This window comes from [Borrelia] tanukii, from assembly GCF_030439725.2.
GTDB classification, from domain to species: Bacteria; Spirochaetota; Spirochaetia; order Borreliales; family Borreliaceae; genus Borreliella; species Borreliella tanukii.
This window is the reverse complement of sequence record NZ_CP124034.1, coordinates 249146-266035: the sequence shown is the minus strand read 5'-3', so window position 1 is coordinate 266035 and position 16890 is coordinate 249146. Positions and strand designations below refer to the sequence as shown.

Annotated in this window: 12 protein-coding genes and 1 tRNA gene; 4 read left to right on the top strand and 9 right to left on the bottom strand. The window is 28.6% G+C overall.

Translation table 11 applies throughout. The annotated features are described in order from the left end of the window. Nucleotides 1-4: 4 nt before the first annotated feature. Nucleotides 5-949, bottom strand: a complete 945-nt coding sequence (locus QIA27_RS01780; RefSeq protein ID WP_301403509.1) for a M23 family metallopeptidase — start codon at nucleotides 947-949, stop codon at nucleotides 5-7. Then, nucleotides 942-3068, bottom strand: coding sequence for a single-stranded-DNA-specific exonuclease RecJ (gene recJ / locus QIA27_RS01775; protein WP_301386301.1), 2127 nt, complete (start codon nucleotides 3066-3068; stop codon nucleotides 942-944). Before recJ ends, QIA27_RS01780 begins: the two co-directional genes overlap by 8 nt. 274 nt (nucleotides 3069-3342) lie before the next feature. Here recJ and lon point away from each other — a divergent pair, with 274 nt between their 5' ends. Then, nucleotides 3343-5763: an endopeptidase La gene (gene lon, locus QIA27_RS01770; protein ID WP_301403508.1), complete on the top strand. Its 2421-nt coding sequence runs from the start codon at nucleotides 3343-3345 to the stop codon at nucleotides 5761-5763. Nucleotides 5764-5766: 3 nt separating this feature from the next. On the opposite strand, the gene QIA27_RS01765 is transcribed toward lon, so the two are convergent. The 7 genes from QIA27_RS01765 to rdgB all read right to left on the bottom strand — a co-directional run bounded on the left by QIA27_RS01765 (nucleotide 5767) and on the right by rdgB (nucleotide 14618). Continuing rightward, nucleotides 5767-8055, bottom strand: a complete 2289-nt coding sequence (locus QIA27_RS01765; RefSeq protein ID WP_301403507.1) for an efflux RND transporter permease subunit — start codon at nucleotides 8053-8055, stop codon at nucleotides 5767-5769. Nucleotides 8056-8067: 12 nt separating this feature from the next. Beyond that, on the bottom strand, nucleotides 8068-10590 hold the full coding sequence (gene leuS, locus QIA27_RS01760; protein WP_301386298.1) for a leucine--tRNA ligase: 2523 nt from the start codon (nucleotides 10588-10590) through the stop codon (nucleotides 8068-8070). Nucleotides 10591-10687: 97 nt separating this feature from the next. Then, nucleotides 10688-10771: transfer RNA gene (locus QIA27_RS01755), tRNA-Leu, on the bottom strand. Between the two features lie 20 nt (nucleotides 10772-10791). Next, nucleotides 10792-11406: a DedA family protein gene (locus QIA27_RS01750; RefSeq protein ID WP_301386297.1), complete on the bottom strand. Its 615-nt coding sequence runs from the start codon at nucleotides 11404-11406 to the stop codon at nucleotides 10792-10794. After that, on the bottom strand, nucleotides 11403-12107 hold the full coding sequence (gene pcsA, locus QIA27_RS01745; protein ID WP_301353544.1) for a phosphatidylcholine synthase: 705 nt from the start codon (nucleotides 12105-12107) through the stop codon (nucleotides 11403-11405). The genes QIA27_RS01750 and pcsA overlap by 4 nt, the downstream gene beginning before the upstream one ends. A 13-nt stretch (nucleotides 12108-12120) precedes the next feature. Then, on the bottom strand, nucleotides 12121-13893 hold the full coding sequence (gene pepF, locus QIA27_RS01740) for an oligoendopeptidase F (RefSeq protein ID WP_301403506.1): 1773 nt from the start codon (nucleotides 13891-13893) through the stop codon (nucleotides 12121-12123). A gap of 113 nt (nucleotides 13894-14006) precedes the next feature. Continuing rightward, nucleotides 14007-14618, bottom strand: coding sequence for an RdgB/HAM1 family non-canonical purine NTP pyrophosphatase (gene rdgB / locus QIA27_RS01735; RefSeq protein WP_301386295.1), 612 nt, complete (start codon nucleotides 14616-14618; stop codon nucleotides 14007-14009). A 195-nt stretch (nucleotides 14619-14813) separates the two neighbouring features. Here rdgB and QIA27_RS01730 point away from each other — a divergent pair, with 195 nt between their 5' ends. The 3 genes from QIA27_RS01730 to QIA27_RS01720 are packed head-to-tail and all read left to right on the top strand — an operon-like array spanning nucleotide 14814 to nucleotide 16875. Continuing rightward, entirely contained in the window at nucleotides 14814-15839 is a 1026-nt protein-coding gene (locus QIA27_RS01730; RefSeq protein WP_301353541.1) for a M23 family metallopeptidase, read from the top strand. Then, the gene (locus tag QIA27_RS01725; RefSeq protein WP_301353540.1) at nucleotides 15840-16394 is read left to right on the top strand and encodes a bactofilin family protein; all 555 of its coding nucleotides are present in this window, start codon (nucleotides 15840-15842) and stop codon (nucleotides 16392-16394) included. Further along, entirely contained in the window at nucleotides 16381-16875 is a 495-nt protein-coding gene (locus QIA27_RS01720) for a DUF327 family protein (protein WP_301353539.1), read from the top strand. The genes QIA27_RS01725 and QIA27_RS01720 overlap by 14 nt, the downstream gene beginning before the upstream one ends. Nucleotides 16876-16890 lie beyond the last annotated feature (15 nt).

Sequence of the window (16890 nt, the reverse complement as noted above, 5' to 3'; positions counted from 1 at the left end):
CCTTTTACTCTATTCTTTTAATATTATTTATTATTTTATTTTTGTCAATAAGCATGCCATTTAAAAGGAAATCTGGGTTTATTGCTATACCATTAATTCTTACTTCGAAGTGTAAATGAGGGCCTGTTGAGAGGCCTGTATTTCCAGTATGTCCTATATATTCGCCAGCACTAACTATTTTATTTTCACTTATTCCCAATTTTGAGAGGTGAAGGTAAATTGTAAAGACGCCCGGTAAATGCTGTATTATAAGGGTATTACCCGTTAGTTCTCTATTTTGTGCAAATACAACTTTTCCTTTGCCAGCAGCAAAAATTGGAGTATTTTCTCTTTTAAATGGTGCATAATCAATTCCATTGTGCATTGTATAATTTGAAATTTTTTTGCTACCATGCATGTAAAGCCTTAAATCTCCGTAGTGGCTTGTTATAACGTATTGATCTTTTATTGGTTTGACTAAAGCATCGTAGTGGTATATTGTTGTATCCCCAATATTGCCAATAATGTTCCATAAAGTCAAAGCTTGTTCTTTTTGTTTTGTTGATTTTTTTTGCGTAATAAGCTTGGCTTTTTCTTTATTAAAACTAATTTTTGTTTTTTTGAAGTTAAATTTTTTTATTTCTATTTCTTTGATATAGCTTTTATTTTTGAATTCTATTTGAATTTTTCTTTTGCCTTCTTTTATCATTGGCGTAATTCCCATAAATGCTATGTAGTAAATTTTACTTCCTACTGTAAATTTGAATGGAGAAGAGCTTATGATTGGATTTTTATTTGTGCTTAAAAGTGATAACTTTTTAAAGTTTTCATTGCTTGCAAAGTATATGTAATCTCCTTGAAATGCTTCTTTTTTATATTGAACTTTAGGAATAGTATTTGTTATTTCTGAATTTATATTCTCTATTCCTAGAATACAAAATATAAGTAAGGTTTTTTGTATTCTATACATTGGTTTGAGCACTCTTTTTTATGTCTATGATTTTCAAAATTTTTTCTCTAGGGCAGTAAAAATCTTCATTAACTGTAAAAATGATGTCTAAATATTGATCTTCTTTTATATTCAATTCTTCTATTTTTTTTGTTCCGTTAAAAAAAATAGCTTTATAGTAATCGTTTTGTGATTTAATGCGCATATTTATATGTTTTGAGCTGTGATTTTTGTCAATTATTTTGAGTTCTTGAAGGTAAACATTTTCCATCATTAATATTGGCTCTCTAAATTCATATCCATAAGGTTCAAATATTTCTATTGTTTTAAAAAGAGAATCTTTTGTTAAATCTTTTGGGAAAATAGCATCTATTGATATTGATTCGTTTTCATTAGTAGTTTCATAGTCAATTTTTGTAGTTGCATATTCTAATTCTTTAATAAAGTCTTCAAGCAAATTCTCATGCAATGTAAATCCAGCAGCAGCTTTATGTCCTCCCGAATTTATTATTAAATGAGAAGGCACTATTGATATTAGTGTTTTTGAATTAATTTTATTGTTTGACCTAATTGATCCTTTGATAATATTATCTTGCTTTGTTAGAAAAATAGCAACTTTTTGGTAGTAAGCAGAAAGTCTAGTTGCAATTCTAGAACTTATTCCTTTTGGTGTATTTTTATCATAGCAGACTATGAATTTATCGTTTTTTAAAATAGTATTTTTATTATGTGAATTCCAAGCTTTTTCTTCTTCATATTTTCTCAGCTCGTTGATTTCTTTTATTTCTTTAAATTTATTTTCTATTTGATTAATGTCGCTAGTTAGTAAAAAATTTATTGCAATATCTGCTTTTTCGAGCCTTCCTGCTGAGTTTAGTATTGGTGCAATTTTATATGCGATATCTGTTGCGGTTATATTGGGCTTTGTTAATATGTTTGCATCTTTTAATAGATAATTGATAGACATCCTTTCTCTTAGTGCAATTTCTTTAAGTCCTGCTTTTAGGATTATTCTGTTTTCATTAATAATAGGCATATTGTCTGCTATTGTTCCTATTGCAACAAAGCTGAGTCTTTTTAGACATTTTTGGAGCAAATTTTTGTTAGTTTCAAAAATTATGTTGTAAAATACGTAGTAAAGCTTGTCTTTAATCTCAACTTCTTTATATTTAAAATACTTAGTTGCTTGGATTAAGTCTTGTAATGTTTTTTTTCTAAAATTTGGGTATTTTTTTATAAAATTTTCACTAATATCAATTGTGCTCATATTTATGCTTCTTTTGAAGTGTTTGTTTAATAATTGACCTTGATCTTCTTTGTTAAAGATTACTATATATCTGTTTTGTACAAATTTTTCTAGTTTGTTTAAGTTAATTAAAGGGTCATTCTTGTTATTTAATCTTAGATATTGTTTTAAAATATAGTTGTTTATTTCTATTGCATGAAGAATAATTTCGCTGTTTGTTTTTTCTAAAAATAAAAATACAAGGTTTTTAGAATAAAGATCTGTAAAGGACATACTAAGAGCAAGACAAGTTTTAAAACTTACGCAACAACCCGCTATTTCTTTGAATGGATATTTATCATCTTTTAGATGAGGATTTATAACTATGCTTTCAGTTTGAAAATCTTCGCTTGGAAGATGGTGGTCTGTGATTATTATTTCTATTCCTTTTGAATTTGCATAGTTTATTTCTTCAATACTAGAGATACCGTTATCAACAGTTATTATTAAAGAGATTTGTTTTTCTAAAGCCATGTTGATTAATTCGTTTGAAAGTCCATAAAATTCCCCATTTGAAGGTATTTTATAACTAACGTTAAGTCCAAAATCTTTAAGAGTTTCGTACATTATTATTGTTGCCGTGATTCCATCAGCATCTTTATCTCCAAAGATTAATATGTTTTCATTTTCTTTAATTGCTTTATTAATTCTGTTTATGAATTTATCTATATTTTTTAATAAAAATGGATTGTGCAGTAAATTTACGCTGCCTTCAAGGAAAAACAGGAAATCTTCTTCTTTTATTTCTCGCTTTGTAAGCAAAGTTGCTTCAAAAAGATTGATATTATATTGCTTAGCAATGCGAGATAATTCTTTGGGTTGTATATTAGTTTCTTTTTGTTTCCAAATTTTCATTTACTTCTCTAAAATTTATTTTTAATCGATTTTTAAGGATTCTTCTTTATTAATTTCACCATAGATTAATTAATTTTAATTAGCATTCATTGTGTTTATTATTGAATGGTATAGCTTTGGTGGATTGTAATTTTTGCCATAATCCAAATTCATGATCATAATTTTAACTGTGCAAATTCTCATTTTATTATTCTATAATAAAAAAAAATATTATTAAATGAATTTCCATAAAATATTTGTTTTGTTATAATTAGCTTAGGAGATTTCAAATTTTATGGATGAATTTAAAAAAGCTAGGTTAGGAGATAAAAAGAAAGAAAAAACCGTAGCTGGGATTTTGCCTCATTCTAATAAACCCGCAAGAGTACCTTTAATAGCGGTTCCTTCTCATCCAGTTTTCCCCGGGATGTTTATTCCGATTGTTATAATCTCTGATTCTGATATGAAAGCAATCGATTACGCTATGAAAGGCAATGGAATCATTGCTTTGTTTGTTTTAAATGATAAATTTTTAGAAAAAAACAATAATAACGCTCAACAGAAATTAATTATTGATTATAGTAAAGATATTTATTCTGTTGGAGTTACTGGAAAGATAATAAAGAAAATTAATCTTCCAGATGGTGGTTATAATATATTCGTTTCAACTTTTGATAGGATTAAATTTGTTAAAGTTGTTATTAATGATAAATTTCCCATAATCGAAATTGATTATTTAAAGCAAATTCCAGTTAGAAAAGATGATATTCAATCAAAGGCAGTTTACAGTAGTATTTTGCTGAGAACTAAAGAGATATTTTCACATAGAAAAATGCCAGAAGTTCAATTAAATATGGTTAATATTGAAGATAAGGGAAAATTATGTGATATTGTGGCCAGTACTATTTCATCTTCGAAAAATGATCATCAAATAGTTCTTGAAACTTTAAATGTAAAAGATAGGCTTAAAAAAGTTTTAGAGTTAATTTATGAAGAGCTTAATTTGATTGAAATTCAAAATAAAATTGCTAAGGGCATTCAAGAGAGATTAGAGAAACAACAAAAAGAGTTTTTTTTAAAAGAACAGCTTAAAGCTATTAAAGCTGAACTTGGTATAGGCGATAAAAAAAGTAGCGATTTAGAAAAGCTTAAAACTAAACTAAAGGCTTTAGATTTGAAAGGAGAGTCTTTAGAGGTAGTTGAAAAAGAATTGGAAAAATTTTCACTTCTTGAGACAAGCTCGGCTGAATATATTGTTATTAGAAATTATCTTGAACTTATTACTGAGCTTCCTTGGAGAAATTTGAAAATTAATTTTGATAAGTTGGATTTGCAAAAATCTAAAAAAATTTTAGATAAAACTCATTATGGAATGACAGAAGTTAAAGATAGAATTATTGAATATATTTCTGTTCTTAAATTAAGAAAGACCCAAAAGGGGGCTATTGTTCTTTTGGTAGGACCTCCTGGCGTGGGGAAAACTTCTATTGGGGCAGCTATTGCAAAGGTTTTGCGCACCAAGCTTTTTAGATTTTCTGTTGGGGGAATGCGTGATGAATCAGAGATTAAGGGGCACAGAAGAACTTATGTTGGTGCTTTGCCTGGTAAAATTATTCAAGGCTTAAGAATTACTAAGACAAATTCTCCTGTTTTTCTAATTGATGAGGTGGATAAAATTTCTGCTTCAAATTATGGGGATCCTTTTTCAGTTCTTCTTGAAGTTTTAGATCCCGAACAGAATGTTAAATTTAGAGACCATTATCTTGACCTTCCTTTTGATATTTCGAATGTATTTTTTATTTTAACTGCTAATTCTATTGAAACAATCCCACGACCTTTGTTAAATAGAATGGAGATTATTGAAATTTCTGGATATGTTGATAACGAAAAAATAGAGATTGCAAGAAAGTATTTAATTCCTAAGGTTTTAAGTGAAAACGGAGTTGATAAAGATTCTTTGAAATTTCAAAGTTCAGCTCTTGTTCAGATCGCACAAGAGTATGCAAGAGATAATGGAGTGAGAAATTTTGAAAAATATTTAAACAAAATTGTACGAAAGGTCGCAAGAAAGCTTATTGAGAATACTGAGGTTAAATCTTATCAAATTTCTAATGATAATCTAGAAGAATATGTTGGTGTACCTGTTTTTAGAAAGGAAAGTATGCCCAATGCTATGTATTCGGGGATGGTAATGGGTCTTGCTTGGACAAATTATGGAGGCTCAACTTTAATGATTGAGACTGTAAAGACGGAGTCCAAGGTAGGCGGAATTAAATTGACAGGTAGGCTTGGGGATGTTATGAAAGAATCTGCTAATATTGCCTATACTTATGTTAATAGCATTAAAGGAGATCTAAACATTAGCAAATCTTTTTTTGAAAAAAATATTATTCATTTACATATTCCAGAAGGAGCTACCCCAAAAGATGGGCCTTCTGCAGGAATTACAATAGCTAGTGCTTTTATCTCTCTTGCTCTTAATAAGGTTGTTAGACCCCATTTGGCTATGACAGGGGAACTTTCTCTTACTGGGAATGTAATGATGATAGGAGGCCTTAGGGAAAAAATAATTGCAGCAAAGCGTAGTGGTGTGGAGCACATTATTATTCCCCGGGCAAATAGAGTAGACTTAGAAGAGATTCCTATTAACATTAAGAACGGTATTAATTTTTATCTTGTAGACAATATGCGTGAAGTTATTAAATTATTGTTTTAATTTTTAAAATTGTTGTTTGGAGGCTAATTTAACTCTAGGTTTAAATAAATGAATTAATAATGGAAGAAGAGTTAACGATGCAAGAGATGTCGTTAGCATTGTAAAGGCAATTATTGCCCCAAGAGTTGATATTATTTTATAGACTGAAAATGTTAGGGTTAAAAATCCTATTCCAACAGAAATAGAATTTGCAAATATTCCATTAAATACGCTTGGTATTGATTCAAGAAGCGCAGTTTTATAGATTTGAGTTTTTTGGTATTTTAAAATGAAAGTATTGAAAAAATGAATTGAATAATCCACTCCGACTCCCATGCTTACAGATGCAATTGTTGCTGTTGCAGGGTTTAAGGTTATTCCAAATAATCTCATTACAGCAAAGTTTAAAAATACTGACCATGCTACTGGGATTGCAATAATTATTCCGGTTTTTATAGATTTAAAGAAAAACATAAGTAATAGTGTTATTGATCCAAGAGTTGTTATAATGTTTATAATCTGCTCTCTTACCATTGTTTTAGCTATTAACACCTTATCATATACTCCCGAAAAATGATACTTATTATTTCCCATATGTTCATTAATTGTTTTAATAGCATATTTTTCAAATTTTTTTATTCCTTCGGTTGAGTTGTCTTCAATTCTTACTATAATAGATATTAATGACCAATCATCATTAATATACATTTTTTTATTGTCTTTAGTCCAATCGCTTCTATCTATTAAATTTATTAGTTTGTTTAGTATGGTTTTGTTTTCAGGCAGTTTATACTCTAGTGGCGATTCTTTTTTAATTTTAAAATTTGTAAATTTTAAAATTCCGTTAATAGAGCTGGATTGAGTTTTTGCGGAAAATGCATCAAGCTTATCTGTAATTAAATCTAGGGTTTGCATTGCTTTAGCATTTTTAAATTCACCGGGTTTGCCTTCAAGTTCTATTTTGAAAATCGATATTCCCCCCATTTCTTTTTGCATTAGATTTAATGTTTTTTTTACATTTGTAGTTTCTTTAAAGTAGTCTTTTTCATCAAAATTGATTTCGATCTTTAAAAGACCCGCAATAGAAATTCCCAGTATAATGAGAACTATTATGGAGGATGTATATTTTCTTTGTAATATAGACTTTGTTATTTGTGTATTTAGCTTGGCAAGTCTTTCAAGGAAAAATATTTTATGCAGTTTATTTTCTTTTTGTTTTTCAAGAGACTTTTTTTTTGCAAATGGGATTAATGTTATTATTCCAGGTAAAACGGTTAATGAGATTGCCATTGAGATAATTACTCCAATTGACATGAAAATGCCCATTGTTTTGTAAGCATTAATTGAAGAGGTTGTAAGAGATAAAAATCCAAATGCAGTTGTAAGAGATGTTAGTAAAATAGGTGTTTTAAGTTTTTTAATTGTTGTTTTTATTGATTCTGTTGAGAGTTGTTCTTTTTTTATTAATTTAAATATTCCATTTATTATGTGTACAGCATTAGCGCATCCGATTGAAATAAGTAAAACAATCATTGAGGTTTCGGGCACCGTAATGGGGGACTGTACAAGTCCTTTAATTCCAAAAGTCCAAATTAATGACAACAATGCAATAAAAATAGGAATTAATGCACCAATTAGATTTTTTATAATAAGATAAAGTGAAATTATTACTACAAGAGTAGCAAGGGGCCCTAAGATCTTGAAGTCTTCAACCATGTAGTTTAAGATTTTTTCTCTTACTATTAAATCTCCTGTAAGATACAACTTTAGGTCGTTTGTTTCATATTTTTTAATTGTTTTTTCCATCTCATCAAGTTCGGTTTTTAAATTCCTACTGAAGTTGATTTTGTCACTTTCTGATGGGATTATTATGAAATATATTAAATTTTCTGAGTTGCCTAAGAATGTGTTTTTTACAAATGGAGTTGACTTTATTTTATTTTTTATTTCCTCCATGTCTTTATCTGTGTAGGTTTCTTTTTTAAATTGTGGAAAATAAGAAAATATGCTTGTAACGGCATTTGGAGATACTTTCAAAATTTTGGTTATTTCATTGATTACACTGTTTATTATTTCAAAATTTTTTTTATTGAAAATATTTTTTTTGTCTTGAAATATTACTATTGTAGATAAAAGTGAATTACTTTTGTCAATGTCTATTAAGCTTTCAGTTTCTTTAGTCTTGGGGATAAGTTTTAATATGTTTGCATCGAATTTAAGATTTTTTAAAAAAAATCCTAAAAAAATAGTAATTAATATAAATATTGTGAATATAATTCCTTTATATTTAATGCTTAGGCTTTCAAAATCCATACATGCCTCTTTTTACTTTATCACTATGTTGACAAGCTTGTTTTTAATTACAATTATTTTTACTATTTTTTTATTGAATAAATTTGATTTTATTTTGCTGTTTTCTATTGCTATTTTTTTTAATTCTTCTTCATCTATCTCTTTGTTTAGTAAAATTTTGTCTTTTATTTTTCCATTTATTTGCAGGACAATTTCTTTTGTTTCTTTAATAATAAGGGTTTCATCGAATTTTGGCCATTTTGAATTTTTGAATAAGCTGGGTGGCTCTCCAATATATTCCCACAACTCTTCTGCTAAATGGGGTGCGTACGGGGATAGAATAATGATAAATGGTTTAAATATATTTAAATAATTTTTTTCATACTTTTGAAGCTCATTTATAAATATCATCATGGCAGAGATTGCTGTGTTGAAATTTAGTTTTTCTGTGTCTTCTGTGACTTTTTTTATTACTTTATGTAGTTGAGATATTATTTCCTTTGGGGGATTGTCTTTTGATAGTTCTTTTTCTCTTAAATTCCAAATTTTGTTTAAAAATCGAAAAACACCGATGATGCCTTTAGTGTTCCAAGGTTTAGAATCTGTTAGTGGTCCCATAAACATTTCATAAATTCTTATTGAGTCTGCTCCAAATTCTTTAATAATGTCGTCTGGGGTTACTACGTTTTTTAAAGATTTTGACATTTTGGCAATTACTTGGGTTACTTCTTCATTATCTTTTTTGTCAAAAAATTTATTGTCTTTTTCTATAACTTGGTCATTAGGTATTAAAATTCCATTTTCTTTTTGATAAGAAAATGCCGTTATTATTCCCTGATTTATTAACCTTTTAAAAGGTTCTTTGGTATTTACATATCCTAGATCATAAAGGACCTTGTGCCAAAACCTTGAGTAAAGTAGGTGTAATACTGTATGTTCGACCCCACCTATGTATAGGTCAACTGGCATCCAATATTCAATTTTTTTTTTATTTGCAAATTCTTTTGGGTTTTTAGGGTCAAGGTATCTTAAATAATACCAACAAGAGCCTGCCCATTGAGGCATTGTGTTTGTTTCTCTTGTAAAATCTGTATCTTTTACTTTTACCCAATCTTTAATTCTTGATAAAGGAGATTCTCCTGTTTTAGAAGGTTTATAGTTTGCAGTTTCTGGAAGCTTTAAGGGAAGTTCATTTTCTTCTAAAGGTATTGTATTTCCAAGCTTATCAAACAAAATGGGTATAGGCTCCCCCCAATATCTTTGTCTTGAAAAAATCCAATCTCTAAGCTTGTAGGTAACTTTTTCTTTTCCTTTATTGTTTTTAGTAAGCCATTCTATTACTTTATCTTTTACTTCGGAATTTTTAAGATTATTAAATTCATTAGGAGAATTTATTGAGATTCCATCGTCAATAAATGCTTTTTCTAATATTTCATTTTTTCCCGATTTTGATATCACGGGTAAAATTTTTAATTTATACTTTTTAGCAAATTGAAAGTCTCTCTCATCATGTGCTGGAACGCCCATTACAGCTCCACTACCATAAGTTCCTAGTACGTAGCTTCCAACCCAAATTGGTATTTTGTCATTTGTTATTGGATGAAATGCATAAGATCCTGTGAAAACCCCCGATTTATCTTTTTCAAGAGAGGTTCTCTTAAGATCACTTTTGAGCTCTTCTTGTTTTACATATTTTAAGACACTTTTTTTAAAGTTATTTTTTGTTATTTTTTCTATTAGTTTATTTTCTGGTGCTATTACTAAATATGTGATACCAAAGATTGTGTCTGGTCTTGTTGTAAAGACTTTGATTTTATCATTATAACCTTCAATTTCAAAGTCGATTTCAACTCCTGTTGATTTGCCAATCCAATTTCGCTGCATTTCTTTTACTGGCTCAGGCCATTCTAATTCTTCAAGATCGTTTAACAATCTTTCAGCATACTCTGTGATTTTTAAAACCCATTGTCTTAAATATTTTTTTTCGACGTTGTGAAATCCTCTCTCAGATTTTGGTCCATTCGGAGTTTGAATAATCTCTTCATTTGCCAATACTGTTCCAAGTTCAGGACAGTACCATACGGGCATTTCTTTTGCATAAGCCAGACCTTTTTTATATAATTGCAAAAAAATCCACTGTGTCCATTTATAGTAATTCTCGTCATGTGTTTTAATTTCTCGATCCCAATCATAGGCAAATCCCAAAGCTTTTATTTGTTTTTTAAACCTATTAATATTTTCTTCTGTACTTTTTTGAGGATGAGTTCCTGTTTGTATTGCATAATTTTCAGCAGGAAGTCCAAAACTATCAAATCCTATTGGATGAAGTACATGAAATCCATTTAAAAGCTTGTATCTTCCAAATATGTCGGTAGCCGTGTATCCTTCTGGATGGCCAACATGGAGTCCGCTGGCAGAAGGATAGGGGAACATGTCAAGTATGTATAATCTTTTTTCTTTGGGAATGCTTGGATCTTCTTCTACTTTGTATGTTTTGTTATTGTCCCAAAATTCTTGCCATTTTTTTTCAATTTTTATGAATTCGTATTTAGACATTTGTCCTCTTGAAAATTAATCTACAAAATTTATTTTCTAGTACACTTTTAGATCACATTGTTGTTAATTTCATTTAATAAGCTACTAACAATTTTGATGCTGTGAACTGGACTTGAACCAGCATGAGCTTGCGCCCACTAGCCCCTCAAGCTAGCGTGTCTACCACTTCCACCACCACAGCATTACTAATCATTATATTTTTTATTTTAAATTTTTGTCAACTTTTTTATTTTTTTTAATTACGCAAATTATTATTGTTGTTGCGATTACGGTAATAAATATTGTAAATATAATTATTTTTATTTTTGAAAATATTATTTCAAATGATTGTCCTAGTTTAAAGCTTAGAGTAAAGTAAACTATTGTTGAGAGTAAAGTTGCAAAAAAGTCAGAAACAATAAATAGATTGGATTTCATATTTCCCATTCCTGCTGATATAAATATTGCATTTCTAACTCCAAAGGGTATAAACCTTCCTATAAATAAAGTTAATACCCCGTATTGACCGTAATAGTAATTTATTTTGTCAAGCAGGTTATTGACTTTTTTATTTTTAAACAATTTATTTCCCATTAATTTTCCAATGTAAAAAGATATTATGTCTCCAAGATAGGCTCCCCAAAAAATTCCTAAAAATATTAATATAGTGTATTCATTTTTTCGACTAGATAGAATTCCACCCATTAATACTATTGCATCTTCAGAGATGGGAACATTAAGCCCTGCTAAAATTAACAAAGAAAAAAATACTATTGGGGAATAAGCTATGTTTGAATCAATGGATTCTATTATTTTGTTTATATACATTGTTGTCATCTATTTCTTGTTTTATAGGTTAAATATATGCTTGCTAAGGTTAAATATGCAAAGTAAATGACGAGAATCGTTTTTGATATTTTCAATGCTGTTTCGGATAACTCTAAAAATATTGATACAACAAATATTAGACAACTTATTATTGTTATTGGTATGGTGATTTCCCTTAGTTCTTTAGTTTTTGATGGATAAATAAATTTTATTGGAATAAAGCTTATTATAATGCATATTGATATCATAATAAGATTTGTTATTTGTTCTATTTTAAAGATTATGTTTAATATTACAAAGACATTCCATAAAGAAGGAAATCCTCTAAAGTAGTCATCATTTGTTTTTGCATCTGTTCTTGAGAATTGGTATGCCGATGAGAGTAAGATTCCAATGCAAATGGCGACTTTGTATTTTTCCTCAATAAATTCTCCTAAATAAAAAAATATAACGGGTATGAATGTGTAGTTTATGTAATCTGTAATATTATCAAGTAAAGTTCCATCAATCTCAGGTATTAATTCTTTTACCCTAAGCTTTCTTGCCATAGTTCCATCAATTCCATCTATTATAAGTCCTATTATTATTAACTTTAGAAGAAGAGAATAGTTGCCATTTATAATTGAAATTATTGAGTAAAGTCCTACAATCAAGCCAGATGCTGTAAAAATATGCACAAGCCAAGCTAAAATCAAATTGATATTTTTCACAGTAAATCTCCTTTTATTGGAATATTTTCTTTATCTCTTCAAGCCTATATTTAAAAATGTTAATGGTATTTTCTATTGTTTCTTTTTTTGTTAAATCTACTCCGGTAATATTTAAAGAATCTAATGGATATTTAGAACCACCTGTTTTTAAAAATTTTAGATAATTTTCTACTGCATCTTTTTTATTTTCTTTAATGTCTTTATATATTGATAGTGCGGCTGCAATGCCTGTTGCATACTGATATACATAAAAGGGTGAATAAAAGTGAGGAATTCTAAAGCATTCAAGTGAACTTAATTCATCAAATTTTAGACTAGGTCCAAAGTATTTTTTTAACAAATTCATATAAGTTTCTGTTAGTGTTTCTTTTACTACAGGCTCTTCTTTGCTAATCATTTCATGAATAATGTACTCAAATTCAGCAAACATTGTTTGTCGGAAGAATGTTGAGATCATGTCGTCAATTTGTGTGAGTTTTATATATTTTATTTTGTTAGTATCGATTTCGGTTTTAAGTAAATACTCTGCTAATATTTGTTCGTTAATTATTGATGCTATTTCTGCTTCAAAAATGGAATAATTATAGTGTGGAAATGGGTTGTTTTTTATGCTAAAGTAAGAGTGCATTGAATGTCCCGCTTCGTGTGCAAGCGTAAACACATCTCTTATTGATTCGTCTTTGTAATTAAGAAGTATATAAGGTTTTCCATTGTATGATCCAGCGCTAAAAGCCCCCGATCTTTTTCCGGCATTCTCGTATTTATCAACCCATCTTTCTTTTAAAAGCCCGTTTCTTAAAATTTCTGTATATTCATTTCCCAATATCTCTAAAGATTTTAATATTTTTTCACAAGCTTCTTCGAACGAATTTTTAAATGTTATTCCTTTTGTTAATGGTACGTAAACATCGTAGTGATATAAATTTTCTTGATTTAAAACTTTTTTTCTAAATTCATAATAGTCATTAAGCGCAGATAAATTTTCATTGACAGTTTCGATTAAATTTGTATAAACTTTTTTGTCAATATTATTTGAAAAGAGTTGCATTGAAAAAGTGTTTTGAAACTTTCTTGTCTTTGCAATGAAGTGATTTTTTTTAAGGTCTGAAATAATAAGATTAGCAAGTGTATTTTCGTTGTTTTTGTATTTTTGATAAAATTTCAAAAAAGCTTCTTTTCGTATTTTTTGATCTTCATTTTGTAAAAATAGTATGTAGGTAGAATTGGTTAAAGGTTGTCCATTAATTTCTCCGAATTCCATATCAGCATTTGTTAATGCTGAGAATATGTTTTGATAAGATGAGTAAAGAGGGGTGTAGTTAGCAAGTATTTCTTCTTCTTGTTCGGTTAAAATATGGTTTTTTTCTCTTAGTATTTTTTCAATTGCAATTTTTTTCTCCTCAAGCTCTGGTGCATTTATCCAGGCTTGAATTTTTTTTGCATCTGTTTTTAGTATTTTGGGCATGAAGAATGAGGTAGTATTAGATACTTTTGTAGTTAAATTGACGCACGTAGAATATATTTTATTTGAATTCTTGTTGGTTACATCTGTTTCTAATTTAAGCATTGCATAGTAAGAGACTTTCTCTAAATCTTCCATAATTTCATAGTATTTGTTTAAAGTTTCTTTAAACAAGGCAAAATTTAATTCCAATTTTTCATATTTGTTAAATTCTTTAGTTTTGATTTCAATAGCATTGATTGCTTTTGCATATTCTTCTTCATTTTCAAATAGAAAAGATAAATCCCATTTATCGTTCTCATTGATTTCATTTCTATTTATCACTAGATTCTCCTTTTCCTTTTTTCATTATTTGGAAAGAAATAGTACATTGAAATTTTACAAACATTATGCTTTTTATTTTACAATAAAGTCTAAACTTTATATATAAAAAGCTTTTAAGTTTGACTGTTGAATAAAGATTCTAATAAAAATTTTTTAAATTTTAAAAATGCTATTCCTCGATGGGATATTTTGTTTTTTTCTTCAAGTTTTAGATCGCTAAGCTTTTTATTATTTTTAGTTAAAAATATTGAATCATAACCAAATCCATAGTTTTTATTATCATTTAAACTTAATGCAATTTTTCCCTTAAGAATTCCTTCAAAATTTAATATTTGGCTATTTTTTGAGATATAACTTATGTTGCATATAAAATATGCGTTTCTGTTTTTTTCATTTTTCATTAAGTCTAAAATAAGTTGATTTTTTTCATTAGTGCTTAATTTTTTACATAGCTTATAAGTGTCATATCTTTTAGAGTAAATTCCAGGTTCCAAGTTTAGTGCTTCGATGCACAATCCAGAATCTTCCCCAAAAACATTTTGATTTTTATTTAAAATTTCAAACAGCGCTTTTGCTTTAATTAAAGAGTTTTCTTTAAATGTTTTTCCCGTTTCTTTTATGTTAAAATTTTGAGGGACTATTAAGTTTAAATTAGGTATATCTAATATATTTTTTACTTCATTTATTTTATTTTCATTTGTTGTTGCAAAAAATAGCGTTTTCATTTATATAATAATAAAGTATTTGTGGTTTTAATTGTATAATTACATTGGCTTTAAGTATTATTTTCTTTAATTATGTGAATTTGTTGAGTATTTTTGTACCAGGTTTTTATCGAAAAATTTGGATTTTTGTCTAAAATATTAAAATTAATTTTTAATTTTTTTGTTTGAGCGTGGTAATTTTTGGTAAGGTTTGTTATGAAGAAAAGAATTAAATTTAAAATTATTTTGGGTTTCAAAGGAATTCTAAAGTTTTTTTTGGTTATTTATAATTCTTTGTTTATAGCCCTTAAAGTTATACGTTCTTTTTTTAAGCAAAATATTAGCTTTATGATCATTCCTCATGTTAAAGGGAATGTAAAAAATATTAAAATTTCTTTTTTGACTTTATTTTTCTTTTCTACTTTTTTTTTAGGCGGTTTTATAGGGTTTGTTTTGCTCGCTGTCAATTATGTTACTCTCTCATCAATTGTGAAATCTACAGAGAAAAATTACTCTTTAGCAGAATCTGAGATTGAAGATTTTAGAAATACAGTTGTGGAAATTAATTCTGTTGCAAAAAATTTTTCCAAAATTTTAGATGAGCTTAAAACCTCTTTGAAAATTAATCCTAATGGTGTTGATTTAAATAAAAACAAACTAGATGGAGATCTTTCTGATTTTATTGATTTGCAAATTTTAGAAGCCAATTCAATAAAAGAGCTTAGCGATCTTAAAAATATTAAAAGCAAAATAGAAAGTTCAATTCCTCCTCTTAAAAGCATAGTTAAGGTCTTGCACGCTCAAGATAAGCTTTTAAATGATATTCCTTCTTTATGGCCTCTTGCGGGGGGATCTGGAATTGTTACTTTGCATTTTGGTCCTGCTATTGAACCTTTTACTAGGCAGTGGTACATTCACAAAGGTATAGATCTTGGGGGTGTTAGAATTGGAACTCCTATTGTTGCAACTGCTGATGGGGAGGTTGTTAGGGCAAGTTATCAATCAGCAGGCTATGGCAATTTTGTTCAAATTAAACATAAGTATGGACTTGCAACTCTTTATGCACATATGTCGCGTCTTAACACTTCTAAAGGGTCTTATGTTAAAAAGGGGCAAATAATTGGATTTATGGGGCAAACAGGCTATGCAACAGGCCCACATGTTCATTATGAGGTTCGTGTAGGTTCTCAAGTTATTAATCCTGATATGTATTTGAATTTAGCAACAGGAGCTTCAAAATAGATGTTAAATTTTTTGACTGCGAAAAAAGAAAGAAAATCACCGTCTTTGTTTATTTTTGATGAAATAAAAACAATAGTGGGTGTTGGTGATTTTTTTAAAGGAGACTTAGTTTCAAATAATTTTATTCGACTTGATGGCGATTTTATGGGCACTATTAGTTCTACTAAAAGAGTAATTATTGGAGAGAGTGGTAGGGTTAAGTCTAGTATTGATGCTAACGAGCTTGTTATTTCTGGAATGGTTGTGGGCAATATTTATGCTAAAAGCAAAATTAAAATATTTGCATCGGGGTGTGTTATTGGGAATATTTCTTGTAAGTCGATTGAAGTTGAAGAGGGCGCTATTATTGATGGGTATATGGATATTGGTGCTGAGTATCTTAGAACCCCCGAAAGAAATACATTTTTTTATACCGGTTCTTATAAGGTTAATGAAGATCTTTTAATTGAAATCAATAAGGAGTATCAAGAAGAAAAAAAATCTTTTCAACCTTTAGAAGGTGAAGATGATAAATGTTTTTCAAGTGTTATGAGTAAAATAGATGAAAGTAAATAATTTGATTGCTGGAGCATTAAATCTTAATTCAAAAGATTATAAAAAAGGTGGCAAAAAAGTATTTTCTGATAAAGGCAATGTTTTTTCTTCGGTGTTTCAGATTGAAAGTGTTAAAGAGGATAAGCATTTTATTTTGCTTGAAAATGGTGAATTTAATCTTGATTTGATTAAAAATATGTTAGATGGAATTAACGAGATTGGCGAGAGACTTTTGAGCGAACCTTCCAGGCAAAATGTGATTTTTTACAAAAAAGTTATTTCAGAGTTTATATCCATTATTATATCATCTTCTGTTTGTTTGAAAGAGCAGAAAGGAGGCCGCTTGGGAGATCCTAAGCGGCCCAAGTATAGAATTATTAAGATTATTAACGACAAATTGGACAAACTTGCTTATTCTGTTTTACAAAATCAAATGACTCAGATTAAACTGTTAGATAGCATTGAAGAGATTCAAGGTTTGCTTGTAAATTTACTAATGTGATTAGGTTTAAGACCT

Bases quoted from the DNA above. Each gene is read 5' to 3' on its own strand.
- QIA27_RS01780 (WP_301403509.1), bottom strand. From the start codon at position 949: ATGTATAGAATACAAAAAACCTTACTTATATTTTGTATTCTAGGAATA.
- recJ (WP_301386301.1), bottom strand. From the start codon at position 3,068: ATGAAAATTTGGAAACAAAAAGAAACTAATATACAACCCAAAGAATTA.
- lon (WP_301403508.1), top strand. From the start codon at position 3,343: ATGGATGAATTTAAAAAAGCTAGGTTAGGAGATAAAAAGAAAGAAAAA.
- QIA27_RS01765 (WP_301403507.1), bottom strand. From the start codon at position 8,055: ATGGATTTTGAAAGCCTAAGCATTAAATATAAAGGAATTATATTCACA.
- leuS (WP_301386298.1), bottom strand. From the start codon at position 10,590: ATGTCTAAATACGAATTCATAAAAATTGAAAAAAAATGGCAAGAATTT.
- QIA27_RS01750 (WP_301386297.1), bottom strand. From the start codon at position 11,406: ATGACAACAATGTATATAAACAAAATAATAGAATCCATTGATTCAAAC.
- rdgB (WP_301386295.1), bottom strand. From the start codon at position 14,618: ATGAAAACGCTATTTTTTGCAACAACAAATGAAAATAAAATAAATGAA.
- QIA27_RS01730 (WP_301353541.1), top strand. From the start codon at position 14,814: ATGAAGAAAAGAATTAAATTTAAAATTATTTTGGGTTTCAAAGGAATT.
- QIA27_RS01725 (WP_301353540.1), top strand. From the start codon at position 15,840: ATGTTAAATTTTTTGACTGCGAAAAAAGAAAGAAAATCACCGTCTTTG.
- QIA27_RS01720 (WP_301353539.1), top strand. From the start codon at position 16,381: ATGAAAGTAAATAATTTGATTGCTGGAGCATTAAATCTTAATTCAAAA.